The 26,074-nt window shown below is 71.9% G+C and carries 23 protein-coding genes, 2 tRNA genes, 1 other RNA gene and 1 pseudogene; 9 read left to right on the forward strand and 18 right to left on the reverse strand.

Annotated features, from left to right (window positions below; genetic code table 11):
* Positions 1–42 precede the first annotated feature (42 nt).
* Both RM590_RS04585 and RM590_RS04590 read right to left on the reverse strand, forming a co-directional pair.
* Positions 43–116, reverse strand: a tRNA-Pro gene (locus RM590_RS04585).
* 44 nt (positions 117–160) lie between these two features.
* Positions 161–1,102: a metallophosphoesterase gene (locus RM590_RS04590; RefSeq protein ID WP_311703058.1), complete on the reverse strand. Its 942-nt coding sequence runs from the start codon at positions 1,100–1,102 to the stop codon at positions 161–163.
* A gap of 42 nt (positions 1,103–1,144) precedes the next feature.
* On the opposite strand from RM590_RS04590, the gene RM590_RS04595 reads away from it, so the two are divergent.
* Positions 1,145–1,609 (forward strand): GatB/YqeY domain-containing protein, encoded by a 465-nt coding sequence (locus tag RM590_RS04595; RefSeq protein ID WP_311703059.1) that lies wholly within the window; start codon positions 1,145–1,147, stop codon positions 1,607–1,609.
* A 52-nt stretch (positions 1,610–1,661) separates the two neighbouring features.
* On the opposite strand, the gene RM590_RS04600 is transcribed toward RM590_RS04595, so the two are convergent.
* Entirely contained in the window at positions 1,662–3,938 is a 2,277-nt protein-coding gene (locus RM590_RS04600; protein ID WP_311703060.1) for a transglycosylase domain-containing protein, read from the reverse strand.
* Positions 3,939–4,278: 340 nt separating this feature from the next.
* Between RM590_RS04600 and RM590_RS04605 the strand changes: the two genes are divergently transcribed.
* Positions 4,279–4,653 (forward strand): WhiB family transcriptional regulator, encoded by a 375-nt coding sequence (locus RM590_RS04605; RefSeq protein WP_311703061.1) that lies wholly within the window; start codon positions 4,279–4,281, stop codon positions 4,651–4,653.
* On the opposite strand, the gene RM590_RS04610 is transcribed toward RM590_RS04605, so the two are convergent.
* Complete coding sequence (locus RM590_RS04610) at positions 4,635–5,939, reverse strand: ArsA family ATPase (protein ID WP_311703062.1); 1,305 nt, start codon at positions 5,937–5,939, stop codon at positions 4,635–4,637. The genes RM590_RS04605 and RM590_RS04610 overlap by 19 nt on opposite strands.
* 28 nt (positions 5,940–5,967) lie before the next feature.
* Complete coding sequence (locus RM590_RS04615) at positions 5,968–6,927, reverse strand: ArsA family ATPase (RefSeq protein ID WP_311703063.1); 960 nt, start codon at positions 6,925–6,927, stop codon at positions 5,968–5,970.
* A gap of 59 nt (positions 6,928–6,986) precedes the next feature.
* Here RM590_RS04615 and RM590_RS04620 point away from each other — a divergent pair, with 59 nt between their 5' ends.
* The 3 genes from RM590_RS04620 to RM590_RS04630 are packed head-to-tail and all read left to right on the forward strand — an operon-like array spanning position 6,987 to position 9,461.
* Positions 6,987–7,148: a DUF4177 domain-containing protein gene (locus tag RM590_RS04620; RefSeq protein WP_311703064.1), complete on the forward strand. Its 162-nt coding sequence runs from the start codon at positions 6,987–6,989 to the stop codon at positions 7,146–7,148.
* Entirely contained in the window at positions 7,145–7,621 is a 477-nt protein-coding gene (locus tag RM590_RS04625) for a RidA family protein (RefSeq protein WP_311703065.1), read from the forward strand. Before RM590_RS04620 ends, RM590_RS04625 begins: the two co-directional genes overlap by 4 nt.
* Before the next feature lie 37 nt (positions 7,622–7,658).
* Complete coding sequence (locus RM590_RS04630; protein ID WP_311703406.1) at positions 7,659–9,461, forward strand: S9 family peptidase; 1,803 nt, start codon at positions 7,659–7,661, stop codon at positions 9,459–9,461.
* Here the strand turns inward: RM590_RS04630 and RM590_RS04635 are convergent.
* The 4 genes from RM590_RS04635 to RM590_RS04650 form a co-directional block, all read right to left on the reverse strand.
* Positions 9,373–10,284, reverse strand: coding sequence for an SURF1 family protein (locus RM590_RS04635; RefSeq protein ID WP_311703066.1), 912 nt, complete (start codon positions 10,282–10,284; stop codon positions 9,373–9,375). The two genes, RM590_RS04630 and RM590_RS04635, sit on opposite strands and share 89 nt — an antisense overlap.
* A gap of 30 nt (positions 10,285–10,314) precedes the next feature.
* Positions 10,315–11,742 (reverse strand): DUF4232 domain-containing protein, encoded by a 1,428-nt coding sequence (locus RM590_RS04640; protein WP_311703067.1) that lies wholly within the window; start codon positions 11,740–11,742, stop codon positions 10,315–10,317.
* Positions 11,739–12,323, reverse strand: a complete 585-nt coding sequence (locus tag RM590_RS04645; RefSeq protein ID WP_311703407.1) for a SigE family RNA polymerase sigma factor — start codon at positions 12,321–12,323, stop codon at positions 11,739–11,741. The genes RM590_RS04640 and RM590_RS04645 overlap by 4 nt, the downstream gene beginning before the upstream one ends.
* A gap of 358 nt (positions 12,324–12,681) precedes the next feature.
* Entirely contained in the window at positions 12,682–13,953 is a 1,272-nt protein-coding gene (locus tag RM590_RS04650; RefSeq protein ID WP_311703068.1) for an aspartate kinase, read from the reverse strand.
* Between the two features lie 226 nt (positions 13,954–14,179).
* On the opposite strand from RM590_RS04650, the gene RM590_RS04655 reads away from it, so the two are divergent.
* Positions 14,180–16,285: a SpoIIE family protein phosphatase gene (locus RM590_RS04655; RefSeq protein WP_311703069.1), complete on the forward strand. Its 2,106-nt coding sequence runs from the start codon at positions 14,180–14,182 to the stop codon at positions 16,283–16,285.
* A gap of 187 nt (positions 16,286–16,472) precedes the next feature.
* Positions 16,473–17,444, forward strand: coding sequence for an ADP-ribosylglycohydrolase family protein (locus tag RM590_RS04660; RefSeq protein WP_394813801.1), 972 nt, complete (start codon positions 16,473–16,475; stop codon positions 17,442–17,444).
* A 97-nt stretch (positions 17,445–17,541) separates the two neighbouring features.
* Here RM590_RS04660 and RM590_RS04665 read toward each other — a convergent pair whose 3' ends face one another.
* The 5 genes from RM590_RS04665 to ffs all read right to left on the reverse strand — a co-directional run bounded on the left by RM590_RS04665 (position 17,542) and on the right by ffs (position 21,394).
* Positions 17,542–18,153, reverse strand: a complete 612-nt coding sequence (locus tag RM590_RS04665) for a DUF5063 domain-containing protein (protein ID WP_311703071.1) — start codon at positions 18,151–18,153, stop codon at positions 17,542–17,544.
* 147 nt (positions 18,154–18,300) lie between these two features.
* The gene (recR, locus tag RM590_RS04670; RefSeq protein ID WP_311703072.1) at positions 18,301–18,900 is read right to left on the reverse strand and encodes a recombination mediator RecR; all 600 of its coding nucleotides are present in this window, start codon (positions 18,898–18,900) and stop codon (positions 18,301–18,303) included.
* A complete protein-coding gene (locus RM590_RS04675) occupies positions 18,900–19,241 on the reverse strand; it encodes a YbaB/EbfC family nucleoid-associated protein (RefSeq protein ID WP_311703073.1) in 342 nt (113 codons plus the stop codon). The genes recR and RM590_RS04675 overlap by 1 nt, the downstream gene beginning before the upstream one ends.
* Positions 19,242–19,310: 69 nt before the next feature.
* The gene (locus RM590_RS04680; RefSeq protein ID WP_311703074.1) at positions 19,311–21,272 is read right to left on the reverse strand and encodes a DNA polymerase III subunit gamma and tau; all 1,962 of its coding nucleotides are present in this window, start codon (positions 21,270–21,272) and stop codon (positions 19,311–19,313) included.
* A 25-nt stretch (positions 21,273–21,297) separates the two neighbouring features.
* Positions 21,298–21,394: signal recognition particle sRNA small type (gene ffs / locus RM590_RS04685), an RNA gene on the reverse strand.
* Positions 21,395–21,477: 83 nt separating this feature from the next.
* Between ffs and RM590_RS04690 the strand changes: the two genes are divergently transcribed.
* A tRNA-Ser gene (locus RM590_RS04690) sits at positions 21,478–21,562 on the forward strand.
* A gap of 66 nt (positions 21,563–21,628) precedes the next feature.
* On the opposite strand, the gene RM590_RS04695 is transcribed toward RM590_RS04690, so the two are convergent.
* From RM590_RS04695 to RM590_RS04710, 4 genes and pseudogenes are all read right to left on the reverse strand, one after another.
* Entirely contained in the window at positions 21,629–21,751 is a 123-nt protein-coding gene (locus RM590_RS04695; protein WP_311703075.1) for a hypothetical protein, read from the reverse strand.
* 152 nt (positions 21,752–21,903) lie between these two features.
* A complete protein-coding gene (locus RM590_RS04700) occupies positions 21,904–23,253 on the reverse strand; it encodes a hypothetical protein (protein ID WP_311703076.1) in 1,350 nt (449 codons plus the stop codon).
* 231 nt (positions 23,254–23,484) lie between these two features.
* Positions 23,485–23,568, reverse strand: a pseudogene (locus tag RM590_RS04705) (transposase); the annotation flags it as partial.
* A 159-nt stretch (positions 23,569–23,727) separates the two neighbouring features.
* Positions 23,728–24,855, reverse strand: coding sequence for an alcohol dehydrogenase catalytic domain-containing protein (locus RM590_RS04710; protein ID WP_311703077.1), 1,128 nt, complete (start codon positions 24,853–24,855; stop codon positions 23,728–23,730).
* 100 nt (positions 24,856–24,955) lie between these two features.
* Between RM590_RS04710 and RM590_RS04715 the strand changes: the two genes are divergently transcribed.
* Positions 24,956–26,074, forward strand: a complete 1,119-nt coding sequence (locus RM590_RS04715; RefSeq protein WP_311703078.1) for a substrate-binding domain-containing protein — start codon at positions 24,956–24,958, stop codon at positions 26,072–26,074.

A 26,074-nucleotide genomic window follows, 5' to 3' on the forward strand; every position in this document is an offset into this window, starting at 1 on the left:
AGAAGGCAGGTACTCACGTGAGTACCTGCCTTCTGAGCTGTGTCGGGGTGGCGGGATTTGAACCCACGACCTCTTCGTCCCGAACGAAGCGCGCTGCCAAGCTGCGCCACACCCCGGTGCAGCGACGACTACTCTAGCCGACCGGTCGGCGTACGGGAAATCAGGTTTCTCGGGGGGTCAGCGTCAGCAGCGTCGCCTCGGGTGGGCAGGCGAAACGGACGGGGGTGTAGCGGTTCGTGCCGCAGCCCGCGGAGACGTGAAGGTAGGACCTGCGGGTGGCCGTTTCGTGGGTGGAGAGGCCCTTGACGCGGGCCGGGTCGATGTCGCAGTTCGTGACCAGGGCGCCGTAGAACGGGACGCAGAGCTGGCCGCCGTGGGTGTGGCCGGCCAGGATCAGGGGGTAGCCGTCCGCCGTGAACGAGTCGAGGACGCGCAGGTAGGGGGCGTGGACCACGGCCAGGGCCAGGTCGGCGCCGGATTCGGGGCCGCCGGCGACCTCGTTGTAGCGGTCGCGGCGGATATGGGGGTCGTCGAGGCCGGTGAGGGCGATCTCGGCGCCGGCCGCCTTGAGGCGGCCGCGGGTGTTGGTGAGGTTGATCCAGCCCGCGTCGTCGAATGCGTCGCGCAGCTCCCACCAGGGGTTGCGGGGGACGTTGCGGGCGGGGGCGTTGCCGTTGAGGCCGTGGCGGCCGGTGACGCGTTCCGCGAGGTAGCGGGCGGGGTTCCGCAGGCGAGGGGCGTAGTAGTCGTTGGAGCCGAAGACGTAAGCGCCCGGGAAGTCGAGGAGCGGGCCGAGGGCGTCCAGGACCTCGGGGACGGCTTCCGGGTCGGAGAGGTTGTCGCCGGTGTTGATCACGGCGTCGGGGCGCAGCCCGGCCAGGGACTGGAGCCAGCGTTGCTTCTTCCGCTGGCCGGAGACCATGTGGATGTCGGAGACGTGCAGCAGGCGCAGCGGACTCGCGCCGGGGGCGAGGACGGGAACGGTGACCCGGCGCAGGCGGAAGGAGCGGGCCTCGAAGCCGGCGGCGTAGGCGACCGTGGCGGCGGAGAGGGCGGTCGCGGCGAGTGCCGCGTTGAGGGGGATGCGGTATCGGGCGCGCATGGGGCCATCGTTTCAGATGAGTGGTAACGCACAATGGGGGGCATGACCACGTTCAAGTCCCGGCTCCAGAACGACCTGACGGCAGCGATCAAGGAACGCGACGAGCTGCGTTCCGCCACTCTGCGGATGACGCTGGCCGCCATCACCACCGAGGAGGTCGCGGGCAAGCAGGCCCGTGAACTGTCCGACGAGGAAGTGGTGAAGGTGATCACCCGGGAGGCCAAGAAGCGGCGGGAGGCCGCGGACGCCTTCGAGAAGGGTGGCCGGGCTGAGCAGGCCGAACGGGAGCGGGCCGAGGGCGAGGTGCTGGCCGGGTACCTGCCGAAGCAGCTCACGGACGAGGAGTTGAGCGCGCTGGTCGGTGAGGCGGTGGCCGAGGCGAAGGCCGGGGGTGCCGAGGGGCCGCGGGCCATGGGCGCTGTGATGAAGATCGTGAATCCGAAGATTGCGGGCCGGGCCGAGGGCGGCCGAGTGGCGGCGGCGGTGAAGAAGGCCCTGGCGGGCTGAGCCGCCCGCCAGGGCCACGAGGGTTGTTGAACGGAGCCCTTCCGGTCGGGGCCTAGTCGCGCCCGCCGTTGCCGTTGCCGTTGCCCTGGTTGGTGCCCTCGAAGATGTCCGGGGGCCACTCGACGTCGGGCCAGTCGGGGAGCTCGACGCCGCCGTCGCCGCCGCCCGCATTGTCCTCGCCACCGCCGCCGTTGTCGCCGTTGTCGCCGCCGTTGTCGTCATCGCGGTCACCGTCGCCGCGGCGGTCGTCACCGCGGGGCACGTCCACGGGGTTGAACGTGGTGGGTGTGGTGCCCGCCAGCGCGCCGGTCATGGCCTGGTTCCAGATGGGGCCGGCCACGCCGGCGCCGCTGGCCCGCTCGAAGTACTGGCCGCCGATGGTGATGTCCACCATGGACACCTGGTCGGCCCGGCCGCCGACGTGCACCGCGGTGGACAGCTCGGGGGTGTAGCCGACGAACCACACGTCCTTGCGCTCGTCGGCGGTACCCGTCTTGCCGGCGTTGTCCCGGTCGGTCAGGCCCACGGCCTGACCGGTGCCGTCCTCGACCACGCCGCTGAGCATCTGGTTGATGGTGTCGGCGGTGTGCTCGGACATCACCTGGCGGCACTCGGACTCGGGAACGGGCATCTCCTCGCCGTCGGCGTCGGTGACCAGGGTGATGGCGATCGGCTCGCAGTAGGTGCCGCGGTTGGCGAAGGCGGCGTAGGCGCTGGCCATCATCAGCGGGGTGGTCTCCTGGGCGCCCAGGGTGACGGACGGCTGGGCCGTGAGCGGTTCGCCGCTGCCGCGCTCGACGCCGAGATCCCCGGCCATGGTGATGGTCTCGCAGAGCCCCACCTGGCGCTCGAGTTCGACGAAGTAGGTGTTGATCGACTGGGCGAGGGCGGAGGTCATGTCCCAGGTACCGCGCTCGTCCTCACGCTCGTTCACGAATTCGTAGTCGGGAGTGTTCCCTTGATAGGGCTCGTTCTCACAGGTGCGGAAGTCGGAGTTGGGGAGCGAGTGCTCCCAGTCCGTCGTGTACTCCTGCGCCGGGGAAATGCCCGCCTCCAGCGCGGCGGCCGCGGTGAACGGCTTGAACGTGGACCCCGGCTGGAATCCGTTCGCGGTGCCGCGCATGTCGGCCGAGACGTTGAAGTTGATGGAGGTGGCGTCTCCCTCGGTGCCGTACGGCAGGCTCTGAGCCATCGAGAGGATGCGCCCGGTGCCGGGCTGGACCTGGACGACCGAGCCGACCACCTCGTCCTCGGCGTAGACGTGGTCCTTCGCCGCCTGCGCCGCCGCCTGCTGCGCGGTCGGGTCGAGGGTGGTCTGGATGGTGAGGCCGCCCAGATCCCAGATCGCCTGGCGCTCGTCGCGGGTCTCGCCGAAGACGGGGCTGTTCAGGAACTCCTCGCGCACGTAGTCGCAGAAGAAGCCGGCGTCGTTCACGGCGGTGATGCAGCCTTGACGCGGCTCGCTCACGTTCAGCCCGAGGTCCCGGGCCTTCGCCTCGTCGGCCTCGGCCTGGGTGATGTCGCCGGTCCTGACCATGCTCTGGAGAACGGTGTTGCGCCGGTCGACGGCCGCCTGCTCGTCCACGAGCGGGTCGTACTGGCTGGGGGACTGCACCAGGCCGGCCAGGAGGGCGGCCTCGTGGAGCTCCAGGTCGGCGGCCGACTTGGAGAAGTACCGCTGGGCGGCGGCCTCGGCACCGTAGGCTTGCTGCCCGAAATAGGTGATATTGAGGTAGTTCTCCAGGATCTGGTCCTTGGTCAGCTCCTGTTCGAGCTGAATCGCGTACTTCATCTCCCGGATCTTGCGGCCCAGTCCGGCGGCGCCGGTCTGGATCGTCGCCTCGGCGACCGCCTCCTGGTCGTCCCCGGCGGCCTCCACGAACACGTTCTTCACATATTGCTGGGTGAGTGTGGAGGCGCCCTGCTCGACGGCGCCGGACTCGACGTTCTGCGTGAGGGCGCGCAGGATGCCGCGCAGGTCGACCGCGCCGTGCTCGTAGAAGCGGGCGTCCTCGATGGCGACGATCGCCTGCCGCAGGTGGTCCGACATCTGGTCCAGCGGCACCACGGTGCGGTTGCGGGAGTAGACGTCGGCGATCTTGTTGCCCTCGGCGTCGAGGATCGTCGTCTTCTCACTCAGCGGGGGCCGCTCCATCATGGCGGGGATCTCGTCGAACCCCTCCATGGTGCCCCTGGCCGCCAGGCCCAGCGCGCCCACCGCGGGCAACGCGATTCCCGCGAGCACCGCCCCGGACAGCACGCTGACCCCGAGGAACTTGGCCGCCTGCTGAGCCGCGCTCAGTCCGCCACCGGGACGCTTCCTACTCATGGCAGCCAGCCTACGTTCTCAAAAGCCGGACAGGGGTCCATCTGTTCGCCTAAGCTACTCACGGTTCACACAAAGGCTCAGCCGTCAAGCGCTCGGTCACCCATCGGAGTGACTTCGAGGAGACGTCGTGTCCGTCGTCGGCACAACGTTTACGTGCGGCGTTGCCGTTTCACCCGCGAGGGTGACTTCCCCCAAGCCATAGTCCGAACGGGCCATGCAAGATTAGACCCACTGGGGGTGTTGTGCCGTCCCTGCCTTCCGTAACGTCCTCAACTGGCAAGCGGTCATATGCCACTTGCCGCCGTGGGGGAGCCTCGATTCGGGAGAGGACGGCACCGGCATGAGCTGGGTTACCGACTGGAGTGCGCAGGCGGCCTGCCGCACGACGGATCCGGATGAACTGTTCGTACAAGGGGCTGCTCAGAACAGGGCCAAAGCGGTCTGCACCGGATGTCCGGTACGGACCGAATGCCTCGCGGACGCGCTCGACAACCGCGTGGAGTTCGGCGTCTGGGGCGGCATGACGGAGCGCGAGCGCCGGGCGCTGCTGCGCCGGCGGCCCACTGTGACCTCCTGGCGCCGGCTCCTGGAGACCGCGCGCCTGGAGTACGAGCGCAGCACGGGACGCGCCCTCCCCGCGGGCGCCGAGGGCGCGGTGCCCGGCGGCGACCGCAAGAAAATCGAGGACTACCCGGACTACGCGGAAGTCGGCTGAGACGGCGCCTCGTCGCCGCCGGCCGCACCGGCGAGCCGTTCGCCGATGGCGCGCAGGCCCGCGAGGTCGTGCACATCACCGGGCAGGGCGGGCACCTCCACCATGGGCACCTCGGGGTGCAGGGCGGTGAAACGGGCACGCGTGCGCCGTTCACGCGCGAGCTGCCGCATCCGTTCGGCATGAACGCGCAGCAAGGCGGAGGCGAGAAGGCCGACTTCGTCGTCGGCGGGAAGATCGTCGGGCGCGGCCGCCGGAGGGCTGGCTTCGGGAGAGGGGCGGCCGTTCCTTCGGCCATCCTGCCCGGGCTGATGATCAACAATGCGACTGGACGCAAGATTTTTTGCCTCCAGCACCTCCGCCGCCGCATCGGCACGCTCCGCGCTCAGCCGGGCGGCGGCGGAGGTGTGCACGCGGTTGAGCACGAGGCCGGCCAGCGGCATGCGGTCGGCGCCGAGCCGTTCCACGAAGTACGCGGCCTCGCGCAACGCGTCCCGTTCCGGCGCGGCGACGACCAGGAACGCGGTGCCGCGCGCCTGAAGCAGCCGGTAGGTCGCGTCCGCACGCGTGCGGAATCCGCCGAACATCGTGTCCATCGCGGCCACGAACGTCTGCACGTCCCGCAGCAGCGCGGCGCCCAGCACCTTGCCGAGCGTGCCGGTGAACAGCGACAGCCCCGCCATGCCCAGGCTCATCATCTTCCGGCCCGCGCGCCCGCCCGCCTTGGCCGGGGCCATCAGCACGCGGATGAAGCGCCCGTCGAGGAACGAGCCGAGCCGCTGCGGCGCGTCCAGGAAGTCCAGCGCCGAGCGGCTGGGCGGGGTGTCGACCACGATCAGGTCCCACTCGTCCCGGGCGGCGAGCTGGCCCAGCTTTTCCATCGCCATGTACTCCTGCGTCCCGGCGAAGCCGGCCGACAGCGACTGGTAGAAGGGATTGTCAAGAATCGCGCGGGCCCGGCCCGGATCGGCGTGCGTCTCGACTATCTCGTCAAACGTCCGCTTCATGTCGAGCATCATCGCGAACAGCTCGCCGCCCGCCGCCTGATCGACCCCGGGCACCGGACGGGGCACGTTGTCCAGCTCGGTCAGGCCCATCGACTGGGCCAGCCGCCGGGCCGGGTCGATCGTCAGCACGACCACGCGGCGCCCGCGCTCGGCCGCGCGCAGGCCCAGCGCGGCGGCGGTGGTCGTCTTGCCGACGCCGCCCGAGCCGCAGCAGACCACGATGCGCAGGTCCGGGTCGTCCAGCAGCGGGTCGACGCGCAGTTCCGGAATGTCCTCGCTCATGTCCTCAACCCCCAGCGGTCATCGCGGCTCACCACTCCAGGTCCCGCAGTCGGCGCGCCAGCCGGTACAGCCCGGCCAGATCCGCGCCGTCGGCGAGCAACGGCAATTCGTGCACGGACAGTTGGAGCCGGGCCAGCTCGGCGCGCTGGGCCTGCTCCAGGGCCAGCCGCTGGGCGTGCTCGCGGCCCTGGGCGAGCAGCGGCCCGGCCAGGTCACCGGCGCCGGCCAGCCCGGCCCGGGCCAGCGCGGCGGCCAGCCCCGGGTCGGCGTCCGGCACCGGGTGGGCGGCGGGCGAGGCGGGCCGGACCATGTTGACCACGACGGCGCCCACGGGCAGCTCGGCGGCGCGCAGCTCGGCCACGCCGTCGGCCGTTTCCTGGACGGGCATCTCTTCAAGAAGCGTGACCAGGTGCACGGCGGTCTCGGCCGACTTGAGCACGCGCATGACGGCCTGCGCCTGGTGGTGGATCGGGCCGACCCGGGCGAGGCCGGCGACCTCGTCGTTGACGCCGAGGAAACGCGTGATGCGGCCGGTCGGTGGCGCGTCCATGACGACCGCGTCGTAGGCCCACCCGGTGCCGTCCGGGCCGCGCCGCCGGACGGCCTCGCACGCCTTGCCGGTGAGGAGGACGTCCCGCAGCCCGGGCGCGACGGTGGTGGCGAAGTCGATGGCGCCGAGGCGGCGCAGCGCGCGGCCGGCGCCGCCGAGCTTGTAGAACATCTGGAGGTAGTCCAGCAGCGCCTGCTCGGCGTCGATGGCGAGCGCGAAGACCTCGCCGCCGCCGGGGCCGATGGCTATGCGGCGCTCCTCGTAGGGCAGGGCCTCGGTCTCGAAGAGCTGGGCTATGCCCTGCCGGCCCTCGACCTCGACCAACAGGGTGCGCCGGCCGCGCTCGGCCAGCGCGAGCGCCAGGGCGGCGGCGACGGTCGTCTTGCCGGTGCCGCCCTTCCCGCTGACCACGTGCAGTCTGGTGCCCACTGTGCTCACGTTCGCGAGCCTAAGGGAACGCCCGGGCGGTGTCGGAACCGGTCGATAGAGTGAGGGCCATGACGAAGTGGGAATACGTGACCGTGCCGCTGCTGGTGCACGCCACCAAGCAGATCCTGGACAACTGGGGGGACGACGGCTGGGAGTTGGTGCAGGTCATCCCCGGGCCGAACCCGGAGCAGCTCGTGGCGTACTTCAAGCGCGAGAAGCCGCAGTCATGAGCGCCGCGGGCGCGGTCGAGGCGCGGCTGACGGAGCTCGGGCTGACGCTGCCGGAGGTCGTTCCGCCGGTCGCGGCGTATGTGCCGGCCGTGGTGACCGGGCGGTACGTGTACACCTCGGGGCAGGTGCCGATGGTCGCGGGCGAGCTGCCGGTGACCGGCAAGGTGGGTGCCGAGGTGACCCCGGAGCAGGCCGCGGAGATGGCGCGGATCTGCGCGCTCAACGCGCTGGCCGCCGTCAAGTCCGTCGCCGGCGACCTGGACCGGATCGCGCGCGTGGTGAAGGTGGTCGGGTTCGTGGCCTCCGCGCCCGGGTTCACCGGCCAGCCCCAGGTGATCAACGGCGCGAGCGAGCTGCTCGGCGCGGTGCTCGGCGAGCGGGGACAGCACGCGCGCAGCGCGGTGGGCGTCGCGGTGCTGCCGCTGGACGCGCCGGTCGAGGTCGAGATCCAGGTGGAGCTGGCCGATGGCTGAGCTCTCACAGGCGTCCTCACAGGCGCCGGACGCGGCGATGCCCGACTGGGAGAAGCGGTTCCGGGCGCCGCGCGTCGGGCTGCCGCAGTGGGCGCGCGAGGCGCCGGACCGTTCGCTCTTCGTGTCGAACGCGACCGGCACGTTCGAGCTGTACGCCTGGGACCGGGCGACCGGCAAGCAGCGGCAGGCCACCGACCGGCCGAACGGCACGGTGGACGGCACGCTGACGCCGGACGGCGAGTGGGTGTGGTGGTTCGCGGACACGGACGGCGACGAGTTCGGCGTGTGGATGCGGCAGCCGTTCCACGGCGGTCCGGACGAGCCGGCGGTGGCCGGGCTGGCGCCGTCGTTCCCGGCCGGGCTGGCGCTGGGCCGGGACGGCACGGTGGTCGTCGGGCGGATGACCGAGGAGGACGGCACGACCGTCCATGTGGTGCGGCCGGGCGGCGAGCCGGTCGAGGTGTACCGGCACCGGCAGTCCGCGGGCGTCGGGGACCTGTCGCACGACGGCACGTTGCTGGCCATCGAGCACACCGAGCACGGTGACGCGATGCACTCGGCGGTGCGCGTGACGCGGCTGGACGGCACGCCGGTCGCCGAGCTGGACGACACGCAGGGCGGCACGGTGGAGCTGGGCCTGTCGGTGCTCGGCTTCGCGCCGGTCGCCGGGGACGCGCGGCTGCTCATCGGGCATCAGCGGCGGGGCCGCTGGGAGCCGATGATCTGGGACCCGCTGACGGGCGAGGAGACCGAGCTGCCCTCGGAGCTGCCGGGTGACGTGCACGCCGAGTGGTTCCCCGACGCGTCGGGGCTGCTGGTCGAGCACAGCCACCAGGCGCGCAGCGAGCTGTGGCGTTACGACCTGTCGCGCGGGCGGCTGACCCGCGTGGACACCCCGGCGGGCACGATCTCGGGGGCCACGGCGCGGCCGGACGGCAGCGCGGAGTACCTGTGGTCGTCGGCGGCCGAGCCGCCGCAGATCCGGTCGACGACGGGCAAGGTGGTGCTGGACCCGCCGGGGATGCGGGCGCCGGGCTCGGTGCCGGTGACCGACGCGTGGGTGGAGGGCCCGGGTGGCACCGTGCACGCGCTGGTGCAGAAGCCGGCCGGCGAGGGGCCGTTCCCGACGGTCTTCGACATCCACGGCGGGCCGACGGCGCACGACAGCGACGGGTTCGCGGCCGGGCCGGCGGCCTGGCTGGACCACGGGTTCGCGGTCGTCCGGGTCAACTACCGCGGTTCCACCGGGTACGGGCGCGCGTGGACCGACGCGCTCAAGCACCGGATCGGGCTCATCGAGCTGGAGGACATCGCGGCGGTGCGGGAGTGGGCCGTGTCCTCGGGGTTGGCCGATCCGGAGCGGCTGGTGCTCACGGGTGGTTCATGGGGCGGTTATCTGACGCTGCTGGGCCTGGGGGTCCAGCCGGAGGCGTGGGCGGTCGGGGTCGCCGCGGTGCCCGTCGCGGACTATGTCGCCGCGTACGAGGACGAGATGGAGGCCCTGAAGGCGATGGACCGCACGCTGCTGGGCGGCACGCCGGAGGAGGTGCCCGAGCGGTGGGCGGCCTCGTCGCCGGTCAGCTATGTGGACCGCGTGCGGGCGCCGGTGTACATCTCCGCGGGTGTCAACGATCCGCGGTGTCCGATCCGCCAGATCGAGAACTATGTGGAACGGCTCGCCGAGCGCGGTGCCACCCACGAGGTGTACCGGTACGACGCGGGGCACGGCTCGCTGGTGGTGGAGGAGCGGATCAAGCAGGTGGCGCAGGAGATCCGGTTCGCTCAGCGGCATCTGCCGGGGCGGGGACCTGATCGGTCCGGTCAGCCGGCTTCGGAGTAGTCCGGTCGGTCCGGTCGGTCCGGTCGGTCCGGTCGGTCCGGTCGGTCCGCTCAGTCCGCTCAGTCGTGAGCAGGAGGTCCAGCTCGGCGTCGCGCTGGGCCTCCACCTCCCGGCGGAACAGCCGGAACCACATGAACAGCGCGAATGCCGCGAAGACGAACCACTCGGCGGTGTAGCCCAGGTTCTGGAACGCGTCCATGTCCAGGCCGGTGCCGGAGGGCGCCGTCGCGGGCACGGGCGTCATCGGCTCCGCGGCCTCCCGCACGGTGATCCAGACGTCGGCGACCTCGTACGGCAGCACGTTGATCAACGAGGCCGCGCCGATCACGCCGATCTGGCCGGCGGGCAGCCCGGTGGTCGGCCCGGTGATCTCGCTGGGTGACTCGGCGGCTTGAATCGCGCCGTTCACGGTGACCTCGTCCTCCGGCGGCGCGGGCGCCCGGTCGGCGTCCGCCTCGCCGGGCAACCAGCCGCGCACCACGGGCACGGCCGGGCCGCCGTCGGCCGGCCGCAGCGGGGTGAGCACATAGAAGCCGCGCCGGTCCTCCAACGTCCGTCCGGGAACGAGGAGTTGCCACTCGGGGTCGTAGGTGCCGGTGAGCTCCGCCTGGCGGCCGACCGTGTCGGTGGTCAGCGGCAGCAGCTCGGCCAGCGGCCGCGGCTCCTCGGTGGAATCGGCGCGTTCCTGCTGTTCGCGGTGGCTGTCCACCTGGTTCTCGAAGCGGGCGAGCTGCCAGGTGCCCGCGACGAGGCACACGGGGATGGCCAGCACCACGAAGACGTTGATCGCCCACCAGCGGGGGGTCAGCAGGAACCGGTACACGGCTTCAACGGTACTTCCGGCCGGGGCGGGCTACGCGGTCGGGGCCTCCAGCACTCCCGTGCGGTAGACCGTTCCGGAACAGGCGCCTTCCAGCCGGACCTGGGCCGCCGCCGGCTCGCCGGCGGCCGGGGTGTACCGCAGCAGCACGCCGTCGTCGGGCTTCTCCTCGTCCGGCTCGCCGTCCACGGGCTCGCCGGTGGGGCCGCCGGGGTCGGAGCCGCCTGGATCGTCGGTGCCGCCGGTGGGGTCGTCGGTGGTGCCGGAGCCGTCGCCCTCGCCGCCGGTGGCGTCGGGGCCCTCGGGGTCGTCGGTGCCGCCGCTGCCGCCGCCGGCCTCGTCGGTGGCGCCCGGCTCGGTCATGTCCGCGGCCAGCGGGTCGGGCGACTCCTCGGCGGGCGGGGGTTCGGCCCCGGCCGACGGGTCGGCGGGCTCGGCCTCGCAGCCGCCGGTCGCGCTGCCGCTGGGCACCCAGGCGAAGCGCACCTCGTAGGCCTCGCCGGGCGGCAGCACCAGTTCCTCGTAGGCCTCCTCCGGGTCGGGCAGCCGGGTGGCGCGGTCGCCCTCGGTGCGGTCGACGACCTGTACGTCGGCGGTGGTGTCCTGGCCGAGCGGCAGGGCGGCGAGGTCGCCGTTGCCGGTGACGCGGCAGGGCGCGTCCGAGACGTTGGCCATCCGGACCAGGCCGTAGATGCGGCCCTGCACGTCGGGCGGTTCCATGAAAGTGACGGCCTCGCCGAGCTGGCCGCGGTCGCAGGTGGGCGAGGTGACGCCCAGCGTCTCGCCGGGGTCGTCGGGCGAACCCTCCGGGGACTGCTCGTCGGCCCCGCCCGGCGGGCGGCCGTCCGGTCCGGCTCCGGGATGCCGGCCCGGCGGGAGGGTGGCACCGGGCGCCCAACTGTTGAGCGAGCCGCCGAGGCCGCCGTCGTACTCGACGTCGCCCTCCATCGGGAATCCGCCGCCGGCCTCGCGGGTCTCGCCGCCGCCGCCCACACCGGCCGCCGCCGAGAAGACGAGCGGGGCGCCGACGCCGAGCAGCGCCACGGAGGCGGCGGTGCCCAGCAGGAGCTGGCGCCGGCGGCGGCGCCGGGCCGGCACGGCCTCCCGCAGGTGGTCCAGGGCATCGTGGGAGGGCTCGATGCCGTCAACCGCGGCGCGCAGTATCCGGCGCAGCTCGGCCTCGTCCTGTGGGAGGCCGGTGTCCTCGGGGAGATCGCCGAGCCCGGGGAAGCCGGAGAGGTCGGGGCCGCCGCCGAACGGACGGGAAGCGGGGGGTTCACCGGAAGCGGCGCGTTCACGGGATCCGCGGGGTTCATGGGAATCGAGGGAAACGCGGGAATTGTGAGGATCATGGGGATCCGCGCGATCCGGCAACCGTTCAGGCACATGCGGAAGCTGCCCCTCCGGACTCTCCGGCCGCTCCTCGTCGGGCAGCCGGAAGCCGGGGTCGCGTTCACTCATCGCGCGGCCTCCATCGCGACGCGCAGGGCCGCGATACCCCGTGAGCCGTACGCCTTGACCGAACCGGCCGAGATCCCCAGGGTCTTGGCCACCTCGGCCTCCGACATGTCCGCGAAGTAGCGCAGGACGAGGACCTCACGCTGGCGGCGCTGCAACCCGCGCATCGCCTTGATGAGGTCGGCGCGCTCCAACTGCTCGTAGGCGCCCTCCTCGGCGCTGGCCATGTCGGGGAGCGGCTTGGCGAGCAGCTTGAGGCCGAGGATGCGGCGGCGCAGGGTGGAACGCGACAGGTTGACGACGGTCTGCCGCAGGTACGCGAGGGTCTTCTCGGGGTCGCGGACCCGGCCGCGCGCCGAGTGCACGCGGATGAACGCCTCCTGGACGACGTCCTCGCAGGATGCGGTGTCGTCCAGGAGCAGGGCGGCGAGCCCGAGCAGCGAGCGGTAGTGGGCCCGGTAGGTCTCGGTGAGGAAGTCGATGGTGGTGCCGGCGGCGCCCTCAGCCATCGCTTCGCCCGCATCCTCCCCCTGACCGTGGATGCGGGTCGGCCGGGAGGCCGGCAGGGGAGCGGTCACCGGCATGCCCCCCGGGAGGTGTCGTGGGGGCACCGCCTGGAAGGAACCGAGAACCTCTGCAACCTCTGCCACGCCTGTTGGACACGCTCTCCCCCGCAAAGGTTGTACGGCGCGGGCAGGCTGTCGGCATCTGAGTCGTTTCGTCTCATACCCACCGCCCGCCGTGAATGTCCCGATTCATACGCGCCCTGCACCCGGGGAGGTGCACGAAAGACGCTCCCCACACCGCAGTTGGCTGCAAAAGCGGTGCGGGGAGTAGAAATGGTCTCCCGGTTGAACGGCCCGGAGCAAGCCATCCGGGCCTACGACTTGGTCACGAGAGCTTCACATCTGGCCAAAGAGCGACCATGCGCGGACATCGTGACTAGCGGCCGGTGCCCCCATAGACCACGGCCTCGTCGTTCTCGCTGTCCAGACCGAAGGCCGAATGCACGGCGATAACCGCCGCGTTCACGTCGTCTTCGCGTGTCACGACCGAGATGCGGATCTCGGAGGTGGAGATCAGCTCGATGTTGACACCCGCGTTGGACATCGCCTCGAAAAAGGTGGCGGTGACGCCGGGGTTGGTCTTCATGCCGGCGCCGACAAGTGAGATCTTCGCGATCTGGTCGTCGTAGCGCAGCGTTTCGAAGCCGATGCTCGCGCGCCGCTTCTCCAGGGCCTCGATCGCGCGCCGCCCCTCGGACTTGGGCAGCGTGAAGGAGATGTCGGTAAGGCCGGTGGACGCGGCCGACACGTTCTGCACGACCATGTCGATGTTGACCTCGCCGTCGGCGATGGCCCGGAAGATCTTGGCGGCCTCGCCCGGCTTGTCGGGCACGCCGACCACCGTGATCTTGGCCTCGGAGGTGTCGTGTGCGACACCGGAGATGATCGCCTGCTCCATGGGCTGCCCTCCTAGCGGCTCGTTGCTGACCCACGTGCCCCGCAGCCCCGAGAAGGAGGACCGGACGTGAATCGGGATGTTGTAACGCCGCGCGTACTCGACGCAGCGGTGCAGCAGCACCTTGGAGCCCGAACTCGCGAGTTCCAGCATGTCCTCGAACGCGATCCACTCGATCTTGCGGGCCTTCTTCACGACCCGGGGGTCGGCGGTGAACACGCCGTCGACATCGGTGTAGATCTCGCACACCTCGGCGTTGAGCGCGGCGGCGAGGGCGACGGCGGTGGTGTCGGAGCCGCCGCGGCCGAGCGTCGTGATGTCCTTGCTGCTCTGCGACACACCCTGGAACCCGGCGACGATCGCGATGTTTCCCGCGTCGACGGAGCTCTGGATGCGGCCCGGGGTGACGTCGATGATGCGGGCCTTGTTGTGGACGGAGTCGGTGATGACACCGGCCTGGCTGCCGGTGAACGACTGCGCCTCGTGGCCGAGGGCTTTGATGGCCATCGCCAGCAGCGCCATCGAGATCCGCTCGCCGGAGGTCAGCAGCATGTCCAGTTCACGCCCTTGCGCGACCGGGGACACCTGGCCCGCGAGATCGATCAGCTCGTCCGTCGTGTCGCCCATCGCGGAGACCACGACCACCACCTGGTGACCGTTCTTCTTGGCCTCGACGACTCGCTTGGCGACGCGCTTGATGCCCTCGGCATCGGCTACGGAGGAGCCGCCGTACTTCTGTACGACAAGGCCCACCTGTGCTCGCTCCTCGTTCTCCTGTGCTCTCCGTGGCCGAAAACCGGCCACGGACGGAAAAATTCTACCGAGCGGCGCGGACTGCCCGCCCGCTCAGCGACCTTCCCTGCCCCGGACCCGGGCCGGGCACACCGAAACGCGGACGAAACGTAAGGGACATCACAGGCCCCTGAGGCGACCCGGCGGCCGGGGTTGCCGCCGCGGCCACGCGGTCTACTGTTTCCATATGGGCGATTTGTCCCCTACGGGCCTGGAGCGACTGGACCCGCCACTGGTCCGGGCCCTGCGGGAGACCGGCGCCTACGGGGGCGGCATCTACCTGCTCGCCGAGCGGGAACGGATCCTGCGGCTCGCCGTGACATCGGGGCTGCCGACGGAGACGCTGAAGCCCTGGCTGCGGGTGGACCTCGACGCACCCATGCCCCTGCCCGACGCCCTGCGCGAGGACCGGCTGATCTGGCTCCCCGTGGGCGAGATGGCGCGCCGCTATCCCCAGGCGGGGGTCGTGGTGCCGTACCCGTTCGCGGCGTGTTACACACCGATCACCGAAGGTGGCCGACGCTGGGGTGTGCTGTCACTCGTCTGGTCCGGCGATCACCCGGCGGACTTGAACACGAGCGAGAAAGTCGCCGTCGACGTCGGCTGCCGGGGCCTCGCCCAGGTGCTGCGCCGGGCGGAACAGGCCGGACGGCCGCTGCGCGTCGGCGACCGGCCGCACGTCGCCGTCCGGCCGCGTGGACGCACCCCGGACCCGGCCGAGGCCCAGGCGGCGGCGGAGTTCGCGGAACGCCTGCCGGAGGGCTGCTGCGCGCTGGACCTGGAGGGGCGGATCACGTTCGCCAACGCCACGGCGGCCAAGCTGGTCGGCGCCGAACCCGCCCGCCTGCTCGGCGCCCGCCCCTGGGAAGTCCTGTCGTGGCTGAGTGATCCGGTCTTCGAGGACCGGTACCGCAGCGCGCTGTTCAGCCGGCAGCCCGGGTCGTTCACCGCCCTGCGGCCACCGGACCGCTGGCTCCGTTTCCAGCTCTACCCCGACGTCTTCGGGATCAGTGTGCGCATCACGACCGCGACATCCGCGCCGGGCGCGCGCGCCCTCTCCTCCGCGCGTTCGGCGCCGACGCGCGCCGGCGCCCTGTACCACCTGATGCAACTGGCAACGGTGCTCACCGAGGCGGCCGGGGTGCAGGACGTGGTGGACCTGGTGGCCGGACAGATCATGCCGGCCCTGGACGCGCAGGGACTCATGCTGTTCGGCGCGGAGGCCGGCCGACTGCAGATCCTCGGCAGCCGCGGCTACCCGGACCGGGTCAGGGAGCACTTCGACCACCAGCCGATGTCCCCCGCGACCTCGCCCGCCGCCCGCGTGCTGGCCGACGGCGTGCCCGCCTTCTACCCGTCGCCCGAGGACATGGAGCGCGACTACCCTGGCCTGCCGGAGCTCACGGGGAAGTCCGCCTGGGCCCTGCTGCCGCTGATCGCCTCCGGGCGGACCGTCGGCTGCTGTGTGCTTTCCTACGCGAAGCCCAAGGCGTTCACGGCCGACGAACGCACCGTTCTCTCCTCCCTCGCCGGGCTGATCGCGCAGGCGCTGGAACGGGCCCGGCTCTACGACACCAAGCACGACCTCGCCCGCCGGCTCCAGGCCGGGCTGCTGCCGCACGAACTGCCCGACGTGCCGGGCCTGAAGGTGGCCGCGCGCTATCTGCCCGCCACCCATGGCATCGAGATCGGCGGCGACTTCTACGACTTGATCCAGCTCGGTGACGAGGACGAGAACGACGCCGTGGCCGCCGCCATCGGCGACGTTCAAGGCCACAACGTCACGGCCGCCGCGCTCATGGGGCAGGTCCGCACGGCGGTGCACGCCACCGCGGGCGCGCCGCCGGCGGAGGTCCTCGCCCGGGCCAACCGGCTGCTCACCGACCTTGATCCGGGCCTGTTCACGAGCTGTCTCTACGCCCATCTCGACCTGGCGGCGCACCGGGCGCGGCTGGCCACCGCGGGGCATCTGCCGCCCCTGGTGCGCCAGCCGGACGGGCAGGTCACAAGGGTGCGGCTGGCGCCGGGGACGCTGCTGGGCATCGACCCGAGCGCCGACTACTCGGCGCTGGAGGTCGCTCTGCCGCCGGGCGCCGTGCTGCTGCTCTACACGGACGGGCTGATCGAGCGGCCGGGGGTCGATCTGGACGATTCCATCGCGGAGTTGGCCGAGCACCTCGCGGACGCCGGGGACCAGCCGATCGACGAGCTCGCCGACTCGCTGCTGCGGCACGCGGGCCAGCAGAACTCGCGCAGCGACGACATCGCCCTGCTGCTGCTCAGCCCGACGTGACGCGGCCCTGTGCGGCGAGCCCTGTGCGGCGAGGGCGTCCGCCGCCTCCTCGTCGGCCGGCGGGCGGTGGCGCCCGGTACGCACATCGCCGTGCCCTGGGCCAGTGGGCGAACGCGCGGCGGGCGAACATCCGGGCCGCGCGACCGTTACGACGCGGGGGCCACGCCTGGCATGATGAACGGCGGTGATCAGCGACCCACTTGAACCGGCGGCCCCGGGCGACCGGCCTGCCGCGTCGGACCCGACGGCCCTGGCGTACGACTCGCTCGACGGGCTCTCCGTCGGTGACGCGCTGGGCGCCCAGTTCTTCGTGCCCGGGCGCTCCCCCGCCGACCTGGTGGCCGGGCGGCTCCCGGAGAGCCCCTGGGAGTGGACCGACGACACCGAGATGGCCTGCTCCGTGGTCGCCGAACTGCGCGACCACGGCGAGGTGTTGCCCGACCGGCTGGCGGCGGCGTTCGCGGACCGCTGCGAGCCCTACCGCGGCTATGGGCCCGGCGCCGTGGTCATCCTGCACCGGATCCGGGACAGCGTGCCGTGGCGGGAGGCGGCGGGCGCGGCCTTCGGTGGCGCGGGGTCGTGTGGCAACGGCGCGGCGATGCGGGTCGCGCCCCTGGGCGCGCGCTTCGCGCGCGAGCCGGCGGTGGCGGCGGAGCAGGCGGCGCGTTCCGCCGAGGTAACGCATCTGCACCCGGAGGGCGTCGCGGGCGCGGTGGCCGTCGCCCTGGCCGCGGCCACGGCCGCCGCCGCGCGGCTGGCGAACGCGCGCCCCGCGCCCGAGGCGTTCCTCGACGCGGTCCTGGAGCGCCTTCCCGATGGCGAGATCCGGCGCGGAATCGTGCGCGCCCGCGCGCTGTTGGGCCGCTCGGCCGCCGAGGCGGCGTACGAGCTGGGCAACGGCTCCCGGGTGACGGCCCAGGACACCGTGCCGTTCACGCTGTGGCTGGCGGCCACCCACCTGACCGACTACCCCGCGGCCGTCACCGCCTGCGTCGTGGCGGGCGGCGACGCCGACACCACGGCGGCGATCACCGGCGGCATCGTCGCGGCCCACACCGGTCATGGCGACCGGCCGGGCGTGCGCGGCATTCCGGCCGGCTGGCTGGCCGCCCGCGAACCGCTTCCCGCCTGGTCGGCGCCCAGCGTTCCGGGGACTTGAACGGCTCCGGCCGCTCCCGTTCAAGTCCCGGCCGCTGCAACCGGCCGCCGAACGCCGTTCAAGCCGTGGTCATGCTCTGCCCGGGCGGGGCGGCGGATCAGGAACGGCCCGACTTCAAGCCCAGCGGCGTGGCGATCTCCGCCTCCATGACCCGGCCGGCCTGACGTTCAAGGTCGCCGTCCTCGGCGTCACTGTCCGTGTCCAGCCCGTCCAGCTCCGCCAGCGGCGTGTCCAGCCGGACGTGCGCGACCAGCGACTGCAACGCGCGCAGCGCGGCGCTCGCGGTCGGCCCCCAGTTCGACAGATAGGAGAACTGCCACCACCACAGCGCCTCGCTGACCCGGCCCGTGCGGTAGTGCGCCATGCCGTGCCGCAGGTCGGAGATGATGTCCGCCAGATCGTCCGAGATCCGGGCCGCCACGGGCGTGCTGCGCGGCACGTAGGGGTCGAAGACCTCCGAGTAGACGTCGACCGGCTCCAGCAGCGCGGCCAGCCGCTCGCGCAGCTCGTCCATGTCCGGCTCCGGGCCGGTGTCCGGCTCGTACCGCTCCTCCGGAACGATGTCCTCGAACGCGCCCAACCGGCCGCCGGCCAGCAGCACTTGGGACACCTGGAGCAGCAGGTACGGCACGGCGCTGTCCGGGTCGTCGCCCTTGGCGACTTCCGTGACGGCGACGATGAAGCTCTCGACCTGGTCCGCGATCTGCACCGCGAAACTGTCCGGGCCTCCCCCGGCCTCCGGCCGGGAGGCACCTCCATCGGCCGGGCCCTGCGGCGTCTGTACGGGCGTTTGCACCGGCGTCGCTTCGGACATCACCTGGTCGCCTCCCCAACGGTCCCTACGTCTGCGCCTGCATTACACATCAAGCAGCCGTCTACCTTCGAAGGCACGTCCCAGGGTGACCTCGTCGGCATACTCCAAGTCTCCCCCCACCGGCAGCCCGCTGGCTAGCCGAGTGACCCGCAGCCCGAGCGAGCTGACCATCCGGGCCAGGTAGGTGGCGGTCGCCTCGCCCTCCAGGTTGGGGTCGGTGGCCAGGATCAGCTCGGTGACGGCGCCGTCCGCGAGGCGCGCCAGCAACTCCCGTATCCGCAGGTCACCGGGGCCCACGCCGTCGATCGGGCTGATCGCCCCGCCCAGCACGTGGTACCGGCCGCGGAACTCCCGGGTCCGCTCGATGGCCACCACGTCCTTGGGCTCCTCGACCACGCAGATCACCGCCTGGTCGCGGCGCGGGTCCAGACAGACGCGGCAGCGTTCCTCCTGCGCGACATTGCCGCACTCGGCGCAGAACCTGACCTTCTCCTTCACCTCGGTCAGCGCGTGCGCGAGGCGGCGGACGTCGGCGGCCTCGGACTGGAGGATGTGGAAGGCGATCCGCTGGGCGCTCTTGGGTCCCACGCCCGGCAGCCGGCCCAGCTCGTCGATGAGCTCCTGGACAACGCCCTCGTACATCAGAACGGCAGTCCGGGGATGCCGCCGCCCCCGCCGAACCCCGACGCGAGGGGGCCGAGCTTGGCCTTGGCCAGCTCCTGCGCGGAATTGTTCGCGTCACGGACGGCGGCGATCACGAGATCCGCGAGGGTCTCGGTGTCCTCCGGGTCCACCGCGCGCGGATCGATCTCCAGGCGCGTCAGCTCACCGGAGCCGGTGACCGTCGCCTTGACCAGCCCGCCGCCCGCGCTGCCCTCGACAGGCGTCTCGGCCAGCTCCTGCTGGGCCGCGGCAAGGTCCTGCTGCATTTTCTGGGCCTGCTGCAAAAGCTGCTGCATATCGACCCCACCACCGGGGAACACGGCCTCACTCCTGGGTCGTCGACGACGTTTCCGTTCCCCTTGAGCCTAAGGGCTCGGACCGCCGTGGTCTCACTCGTGGTGAAACTCCTCGATAACGGTCGCGCCCAGCTCCCGGACGATCAGCTCATATCCGCTGAGCGCCGTGTCGTCGAGATCCGGATCATCCTCGGCGGCCACGTCGTCCTCGGCGGCGACCGGCGGCGCCTGCCGGGCCGGCTGCGGCACGTCCGCCGGGGCGGCGGGGGCGGCCGGCGGCGGCTGCTGGGGCGCGGCGGGACGCGGCACCGACGCGGTCGGCGCCTGGGGCGGCGGGGGCGCCACGGGTCTGCTTCCGCCGCCACCGCCTCCCCCGCCGCCACCGGGGTCGACGATGGCCTCGATCCGCAACTGCACGCCCGTGGCCTCGGCCAGGGCCTGCCGCAGCACGTCCTCGCTGCCGCCGTTCACAAAGCTGTCCCGGGCCCCCGGGGTGGCGAACCCGAGCCGCAGCACACCGCCGTCGACGCCGACCACCTGCGCGTTCTGGCTGAGCAGGATCCAGGTGTACCGGCGCTTGCCCTTGACGGCGTCCAGCACGTTGGGCCACATCCGCCGCACCAGCTCCGGATCGCCGCCGCCACCGCCACCGCCACCGCCACCGGCGCCGACGGGCGACGCGGGAGCGTTCACCGGCTCCGCCGCCGCCCGCGGCGCGGCGGGCGCCGAGGCGCTGGGCCACGCCCCGGGCCGGACCGCGGGGGCGGGAGCCGGGGCGGGCGCGGGTGGCGGTGGTGCGGGCTGCGCCGACTGCGCCGGGGCGGGCGCCTGCGGCGGCGGTGCCTGGGGCTGGGGCTGCGGGGGTGTCGGGGCCTGGACATGGGGTTGGGGCTGTGCGACGCCCCGCTCCAGCCGGTCGATCCGGCTGAGCAGCGCGCTCTCGTCCCCGTACGCCGCCGGCAGCAGCACACGGGCACAGATCAGCTCCAACTGAATCCGCGGCGAGGTGGCTCCCCGCATCTCGGTCAGCCCCGCGTTCACCAGGTCCGCCGCCCGGCTCAGCTCGGCCGGCCCCAGCGCGGTGGCCTGCGCCCGCATCCGGTCCAGCACATCCGCCGGAACGTCGATCAGCCCCTTGTCGGCCGCGTCGGGCACGGCCGCCAGAATCAGCAGATCGCGCAACCGTTCCAACAGATCCGTCACAAAACGTCGCGGATCGTGACCACCCTCGATCACCCGGTCCACAACCTCGAACGCGGCGGCGCCGTCCCCCGCCGAGAACGCGTCCACCACGTCGTCCAGCAGCGCCCCGTCGGTGTACCCGAGCAGGGCGGTGGCCATCTCGTACGTGACCCCGTCCGCGCCGGCCCCGGCGAGGAGCTGGTCCATCACCGACATCGAATCCCGCACCGACCCGGCACCGGCCCTCACCACGAGCGGCAGCACGGCCCCGTCCACCGGAATCGCCTCGCGCTCGCACACCTCCCCCAGGTAGTCCCGCAGGGTGCCAGGCGGGACCAGCCGGAACGGATAGTGGTGCGTGCGCGACCGGATGGTGCCGATGACCTTCTCCGGCTCGGTCGTCGCGAAGATGAACTTCAGATGCTCCGGCGGCTCCTCCACCACCTTCAGCAGGGCGTTGAACCCCGCCGGGGTGACCATGTGCGCCTCATCGATGATGTAGATCTTGTACCGACTGGCCGCCGGCCCGAAGAACGCCTTCTCCCGCAGCTCCCTGGCGTCGTCCACACCACCGTGCGAGGCGGCGTCGATCTCGATCACATCGATCGAACCCGGCCCGTTCCGCGCAAGATCGGTACAGGACTGGCACTTCCCGCAGGGCGTGGGCGTCGGCCCCTGCTCACAGTTCAGACACCTGGCGAGGATGCGCGCACTGGTCGTCTTCCCACAGCCGCGCGGCCCACTGAACAGGTACGCGTGATTGACCCGGTTGTTCCGCAGGGCCTGCTGCAACGGGTCGGTGACATGCTCCTGCCCGATGACCTCGGCAAAGGTCTCGGGGCGGTAGCGGCGGTACAGCGCGAGGGAAGACACAACACCGACGATATCGGCCACCACTGACAAGGGCCCCCCACGCACCCGCCAGAGCTCACCTACCCTTGCTGCCTTCCGGCCCTGGGGGAGTTCAGCGAGATAGCGCCGCGTGAGGGGCTGCCGCCACCTTACCGGATCCCCACCCCCACCCGGGCCCCGCCCAATGGTTCGCGACCACTCTTCGATGTCTTGTATCGTGTCCGGCGGAGGATTCGCCTAGAGGCCTAGGGCGCACGCTTGGAAAGCGTGTTGGGTTCACACCCTCACGAGTTCGAATCTCGTATCCTCCGCCCAGCTCTCACCGGGCTGTACGAAGGCCCCCGCCGCCATCCACGGCCGGGGGCCTTCGTTGTGCCTCAGCCCCCGTTGTCCTGGTTGTCCACAGCGGGTGCGGCCGGGGTTCCCCAGAGGGTGTCCGCGATCTTCTGGGCCACGTCCTTGAGCATGGCGTCCGGCACATGGAGATACTTCGCCCGCATGCGCGCGGAAGTGTCCGACCCCAGCCCGTGATCGCGTCCGGGACACCGAGGCTGAGCAGGACGGCACCGTGCAGGCAGCCCTCGCGCATGCCCGCCACTTTGAGCATGTGCCCGTACACGCACGCGGCAGTTTGCGTCTGGTATCAGTCGGTTTATGGGTGAGATGCTGGGGAGGTGTTCGCGCGGGGCGGCAGCATGCGCAGGGCCATCACAGTGCCGTCGTCGCCGAACGAGACGGGACCCCACTCCGGGGCCGTCACCTCGCTCGACCAGGTGCCGCGCCGCTCGTACGCCCGGTGCCGGTACTCCTCGACCCGGCCTGCCGCCAGCAGCTCGTACAGGTCCGTGGCCATCCCGGAGAACGCCTCGACGCGGTTCCCGCCGAGGCGAAACACCTGGTCTGTGCCGACGAAGTGGGCTGGACCCATGTCGTGTGAGGCGTCGCGGACGCTGGAGGAGCCTGCGAACGTCCGCTGTGCGTAGTGCTTGCGGCCTTGCTTGGTCGTCAGGTAGGGAGCGATCTCCTTGCCCGCCCCGGAGAATGCCAACTGGGCCGCCGCGCTGGTCCGGGCCAGCACCTGGGCGAACCAGGCGAGGTGCCTGCGGGGGACGAAGAAGCCGTCATGGAAACGTGCCACGCCGTCCTGGGCAGGCGGGAGCGGCACGGCGCCGGCGTACGTGAGGTTCTTCTCGGGCAGGCCGTCCGCTGCCTCCGGATTGACGTTTGCGCTCCCACGCCCCTCGGCCGGCCTGGGTGGCAGCAACCCGGACCCCGGTGCTTGCAGGGCGTTGACGACGATGCCTTCTTGAGCGAGCAGTTCGGTGGACATCAGCAGACACGGCGTGGTGTTCCATTCGCCGAGGTGGAGGTGTTCGGCGCGCTCAGCGGCTCTGGCGAGCTGAAGGAATGCGGAGCGGTCGGCCTTGCTGGTCCGCTTGGTGGCGACCTGGTGGTTTCCGTTCACGGTTACCACGAACACGCTCGACGGCTCGCCGGGCCGCCACGCCTCGATGAAGAAGTCGGGGCGCGGGCGCGCACCCAGCGTGGGCCGCGAACCGGACTTCGCGAATCCGGCGAGCAGAACGGGCTCCGCATCCACGGTGAAGACCAGACGGTCGGGGAAGCGGTGTCGCACGGCGCGCTCTGCGACGGCGAGCCCGAAGGCGCGCCCGAGCTCTCGGGCTTGCATGGCGCGATAGGACTGTTCGGGGGTCTGTCCCTCGTCGGTGAGCGCGAGGCGTCCGAAGGAGTTGCCCGCCAGAGCCTGGCAGTACTTCAGGGACTGCCAGTGCTCGGCCAGCCCTCTGCCGCGTCCCTGCCGAGCCAGCGTGGTGGCCCTTGCCAGGGTGGCGAGCAACTCCCAGGGGGTGGCAACGAGATCCCTGCGGTCGCCGTCCCGCAACGGTGCGAGATCGGGCTTGCGAGGACTGCGCTCGTCTCCGGGGTTCTTCCGCGCGCGTTTCCGGTCGATGGCTGCGGCAGCCTTGTCGGTGCCCGTCACGAGAGGAGGGGCCGAGTTGATGTGAACGAGCAGTGGGTGGCTGAGCCGGTCGAGAACCTCTTCGGTCGATGCTCCCATGGCCCGTCACGTTAGAAACGCACATGGGGGCGCATGCAAGGATGCGTAGCGCACGCGGGGCGCATTCCGGCAAGGAAGCCATACGGATGAACATGCCTAATCGTGACGTAGAGGGCGTAAGGTGCTTCGATGACCGCTGACCGAGCGGTGCCGGTCCTTCCACGCAGTGATCACCGGCTCGATCAACGACCACTGCTCGTCCGATAAGTCACTCGGATACGGCTTACGTTCACTCACCCGGCCAACATCACCAGATCAACGACTGCGGCCCGGTGGATTCCGCCCCACCACCACACCATCAGGCGACAGCAAACCCACTCAAATACTCACGAACCGCCCACTAAGAGGTCGTACCCGGCCGCCAACTCGCCGGCTCGGTCCCGAGCCGGAGGGGCGTCACGGTGTCGCGGCCGGGAGCAGTACTTGGCGGAGGGCCTGGCCAGCGGCCATGGTCTCCAGCGTGTCGTTGACAGCGGACAGTGGGGCGGTGCCGCCGAGCAGCCGGTCGACGGGCAGGCGGCCCTCGCGCCAGAGGGTGAGGTAGCGGGCGATGTCGCGCTGGGGCACCGAGTCGCCCAGGTAACTGCCCAGCAGTTGGCGGCCCTGGCCGACCAGTTCGGTCACCGGCAGCGAGAAGCGCTCGCCGGGGTCGGGCAGGCCGGCGGATACCGTCCGTCCGCCAGGGCGGGTGAGTGTCCACGCCGTGGCGAGGGCAGCGGTGCTGCCGGCCGTTTCGATGACCGCGTCGGCGCCGTCCGGCAGGAGCCGGCGCAGCTCCGGCGCCTCGCCGGGAGCGAGGGCGAGCGTGGCGCCGAGATCGCGGGCCAGGTCACGTTTGCCCGGGACCGGGTCGATGGCGACGATCGGGTGCGCGCCCGCCAGCACGGCGCCCAGCAACGCGGCCAGTCCGACGCCGCCGAGTCCGACGACGACCGCGGATTCGCCGGGGCGCAGTCGTGCCGTGTTGAGGACGGCGCCGACGCCGGTCAGCACGGCGCACCCGAACAGGGCAGCGATCGGGGCGGGGACGTCGCGCGGGACAACGACGGTGGACCGGTGATCCACGACGGTGTGCCGGGCGAAGCCGGAGACGCCGAGATGGTGGTTGACGGCGGTGCCGGCACGGCTCAGCCGCCGCGCGCCGGACAGCAGGGTGCCCTCGGTGTTGGCGCGTGCGCCGTTGACGCAGTGCGCGGGGCGGCCGATCGCGCACCGCTCGCACCGTCCGCAGCCGGGCACGAAGACCAGCACGACACGGTCGCCCGGGGTGAGGCCGGGCACGGCCTCGCCGACCGCGTCCACGATGCCGGTGGCCTCGTGTCCGAGCGCTATCGGGGTGGGCCGGGGGCGGGTGCCGTCGACGACGGAGAGGTCCGAATGGCACACGCCGACCGCGTCGACGGCGACCCGCAGTTCGCCGGGCCCGGGGTCGGCCAGCTCGACATCCGCCAGCCGGAGCGGCCGGCTGGTTGAGTAGGGTCGGGGCAGGCCCGTGTCATGGAGCACAGCAGCTTGCGTTTTCATTGGATGGCGCACTCCTCGCGAGGGCGGTCAGCATGTCGCACAGCAGTGCGGTATTCCGTATAAGATCGGGCACGGTCGGGGCTGTCAAGGGGAGCAGCGAGTGGAAAGGGGCGCCATGGCCGCGGGCGGGAGCGATGACGCGTCGCGTGTGCCGGCCGTCAGCCGGGCCGTCTCGGTGCTCGACGACATCGCGCGCAACGGCCCCGCGACGCTGGCGGACCTCGCCCGGCGCCTCGCGCTGCCCAAGAGCAGCCTGCTGAGCATCTGCCAGGCCCTCCTCGCGCAGCGGTTGCTGGCCCAGGGTTCCGGCGGTCGGTACACGCTCGGCCTCGGTGTCGCGGAGCTGGCCGCGGCGGAGCTGGAGCACCCGCCCCGCCTGGCCGTGCTGGGCGTGTCGCTACCGAACGCGGAGAACCCGTTCTACGCCGTCGAGCTCGACGGCATCCGGCAGGCCGCGGCGGAGCTCGGCGCCCAGGTGGTCACCCGGGAGGCCGGTGGTGAGGTGACGCGGCAGATCGAGCAGTTGCGCGAGTTGGTGCGGGCGGGTGCCGATGCCGTCGTGCTGGACGCGGTGCACTCCACGGAGGTGGCCGGGGCGGTCGCCGAGGCGGAGGCCGCCGGGGTCCGGGTGATCGCGGTCAATGTCGGCGCGGAGGGCGCCGGCGTCACCGTGACGACGGACAACATCCAGGCCGGCCAGTCGGTCGGCCACTACCTGGCCGCCCTGCTCGGCGGTCACGGCGAGGTGGGCGTCGTGGACGGCCTGCACGTCACCGCGGTGGCGGACCGGATCGTCGGCTTCGTCGCGGCCCTGCGCGACTACCCCGGCATTCGCGTCGTCGCACGTCAGCGAGGCGACCACTCGCCGCGTTCCGGCGAGCGGGCGGCCCGGCGCATCCTCGCCGCGCACCCCGGGCTGAGTGGAATGTTCTCGGTCAACGACCCCATGGCGGAGGGAGCGCTGGCCGCGATGTCGGAGCGTTCGGTTTCCGTGCCGCTCGTCAGCGTCGACGGCTCCGCCGCCGCGGCGGCGGCCATCGCCGCGGGCGGCCCCTGGCGGGCCAGCGCCGCTCAGGAGCCGGCCAGGCTCGGCCGGCTCGCGGTCCGGTACGCCGCCAGGCTGCTCTCCCAGGGGGCGCGACCGCCCGGCCCGGTGCGCCTGCTGCCGACCCGGCTGATCACCCAGGCCGATGTCGCCGATTACGAGCCCTGGGGATGA

The organism is Streptomyces litchfieldiae (genome assembly GCF_031845365.1).
Taxonomy (GTDB): domain Bacteria; phylum Actinomycetota; class Actinomycetes; order Streptomycetales; family Streptomycetaceae; genus Streptomyces; species Streptomyces litchfieldiae.

Excerpts from the sequence above, each read along its gene's own strand:
- RM590_RS04590 (WP_311703058.1), bottom strand. The coding sequence starts at position 1,102 with ATGCGCGCCCGATACCGCATCCCCCTCAACGCGGCACTCGCCGCGACC.
- RM590_RS04595 (WP_311703059.1), top strand. The coding sequence starts at position 1,145 with ATGACCACGTTCAAGTCCCGGCTCCAGAACGACCTGACGGCAGCGATC.
- RM590_RS04600 (WP_311703060.1), bottom strand. The coding sequence starts at position 3,938 with ATGAGTAGGAAGCGTCCCGGTGGCGGACTGAGCGCGGCTCAGCAGGCG.
- RM590_RS04605 (WP_311703061.1), top strand. The coding sequence starts at position 4,279 with ATGAGCTGGGTTACCGACTGGAGTGCGCAGGCGGCCTGCCGCACGACG.
- RM590_RS04610 (WP_311703062.1), bottom strand. The coding sequence starts at position 5,939 with ATGAGCGAGGACATTCCGGAACTGCGCGTCGACCCGCTGCTGGACGAC.
- RM590_RS04620 (WP_311703064.1), top strand. The coding sequence starts at position 6,987 with ATGACGAAGTGGGAATACGTGACCGTGCCGCTGCTGGTGCACGCCACC.
- RM590_RS04625 (WP_311703065.1), top strand. The coding sequence starts at position 7,145 with ATGAGCGCCGCGGGCGCGGTCGAGGCGCGGCTGACGGAGCTCGGGCTG.
- RM590_RS04630 (WP_311703406.1), top strand. The coding sequence starts at position 7,659 with ATGCCCGACTGGGAGAAGCGGTTCCGGGCGCCGCGCGTCGGGCTGCCG.
- RM590_RS04640 (WP_311703067.1), bottom strand. The coding sequence starts at position 11,742 with ATGAGTGAACGCGACCCCGGCTTCCGGCTGCCCGACGAGGAGCGGCCG.
- RM590_RS04645 (WP_311703407.1), bottom strand. The coding sequence starts at position 12,323 with ATGCCGGTGACCGCTCCCCTGCCGGCCTCCCGGCCGACCCGCATCCAC.
- RM590_RS04655 (WP_311703069.1), top strand. The coding sequence starts at position 14,180 with ATGGGCGATTTGTCCCCTACGGGCCTGGAGCGACTGGACCCGCCACTG.
- recR (WP_311703072.1), bottom strand. The coding sequence starts at position 18,900 with ATGTACGAGGGCGTTGTCCAGGAGCTCATCGACGAGCTGGGCCGGCTG.
- RM590_RS04695 (WP_311703075.1), bottom strand. The coding sequence starts at position 21,751 with ATGCGGGCGAAGTATCTCCATGTGCCGGACGCCATGCTCAAGGACGTG.
- RM590_RS04710 (WP_311703077.1), bottom strand. The coding sequence starts at position 24,855 with ATGAAAACGCAAGCTGCTGTGCTCCATGACACGGGCCTGCCCCGACCC.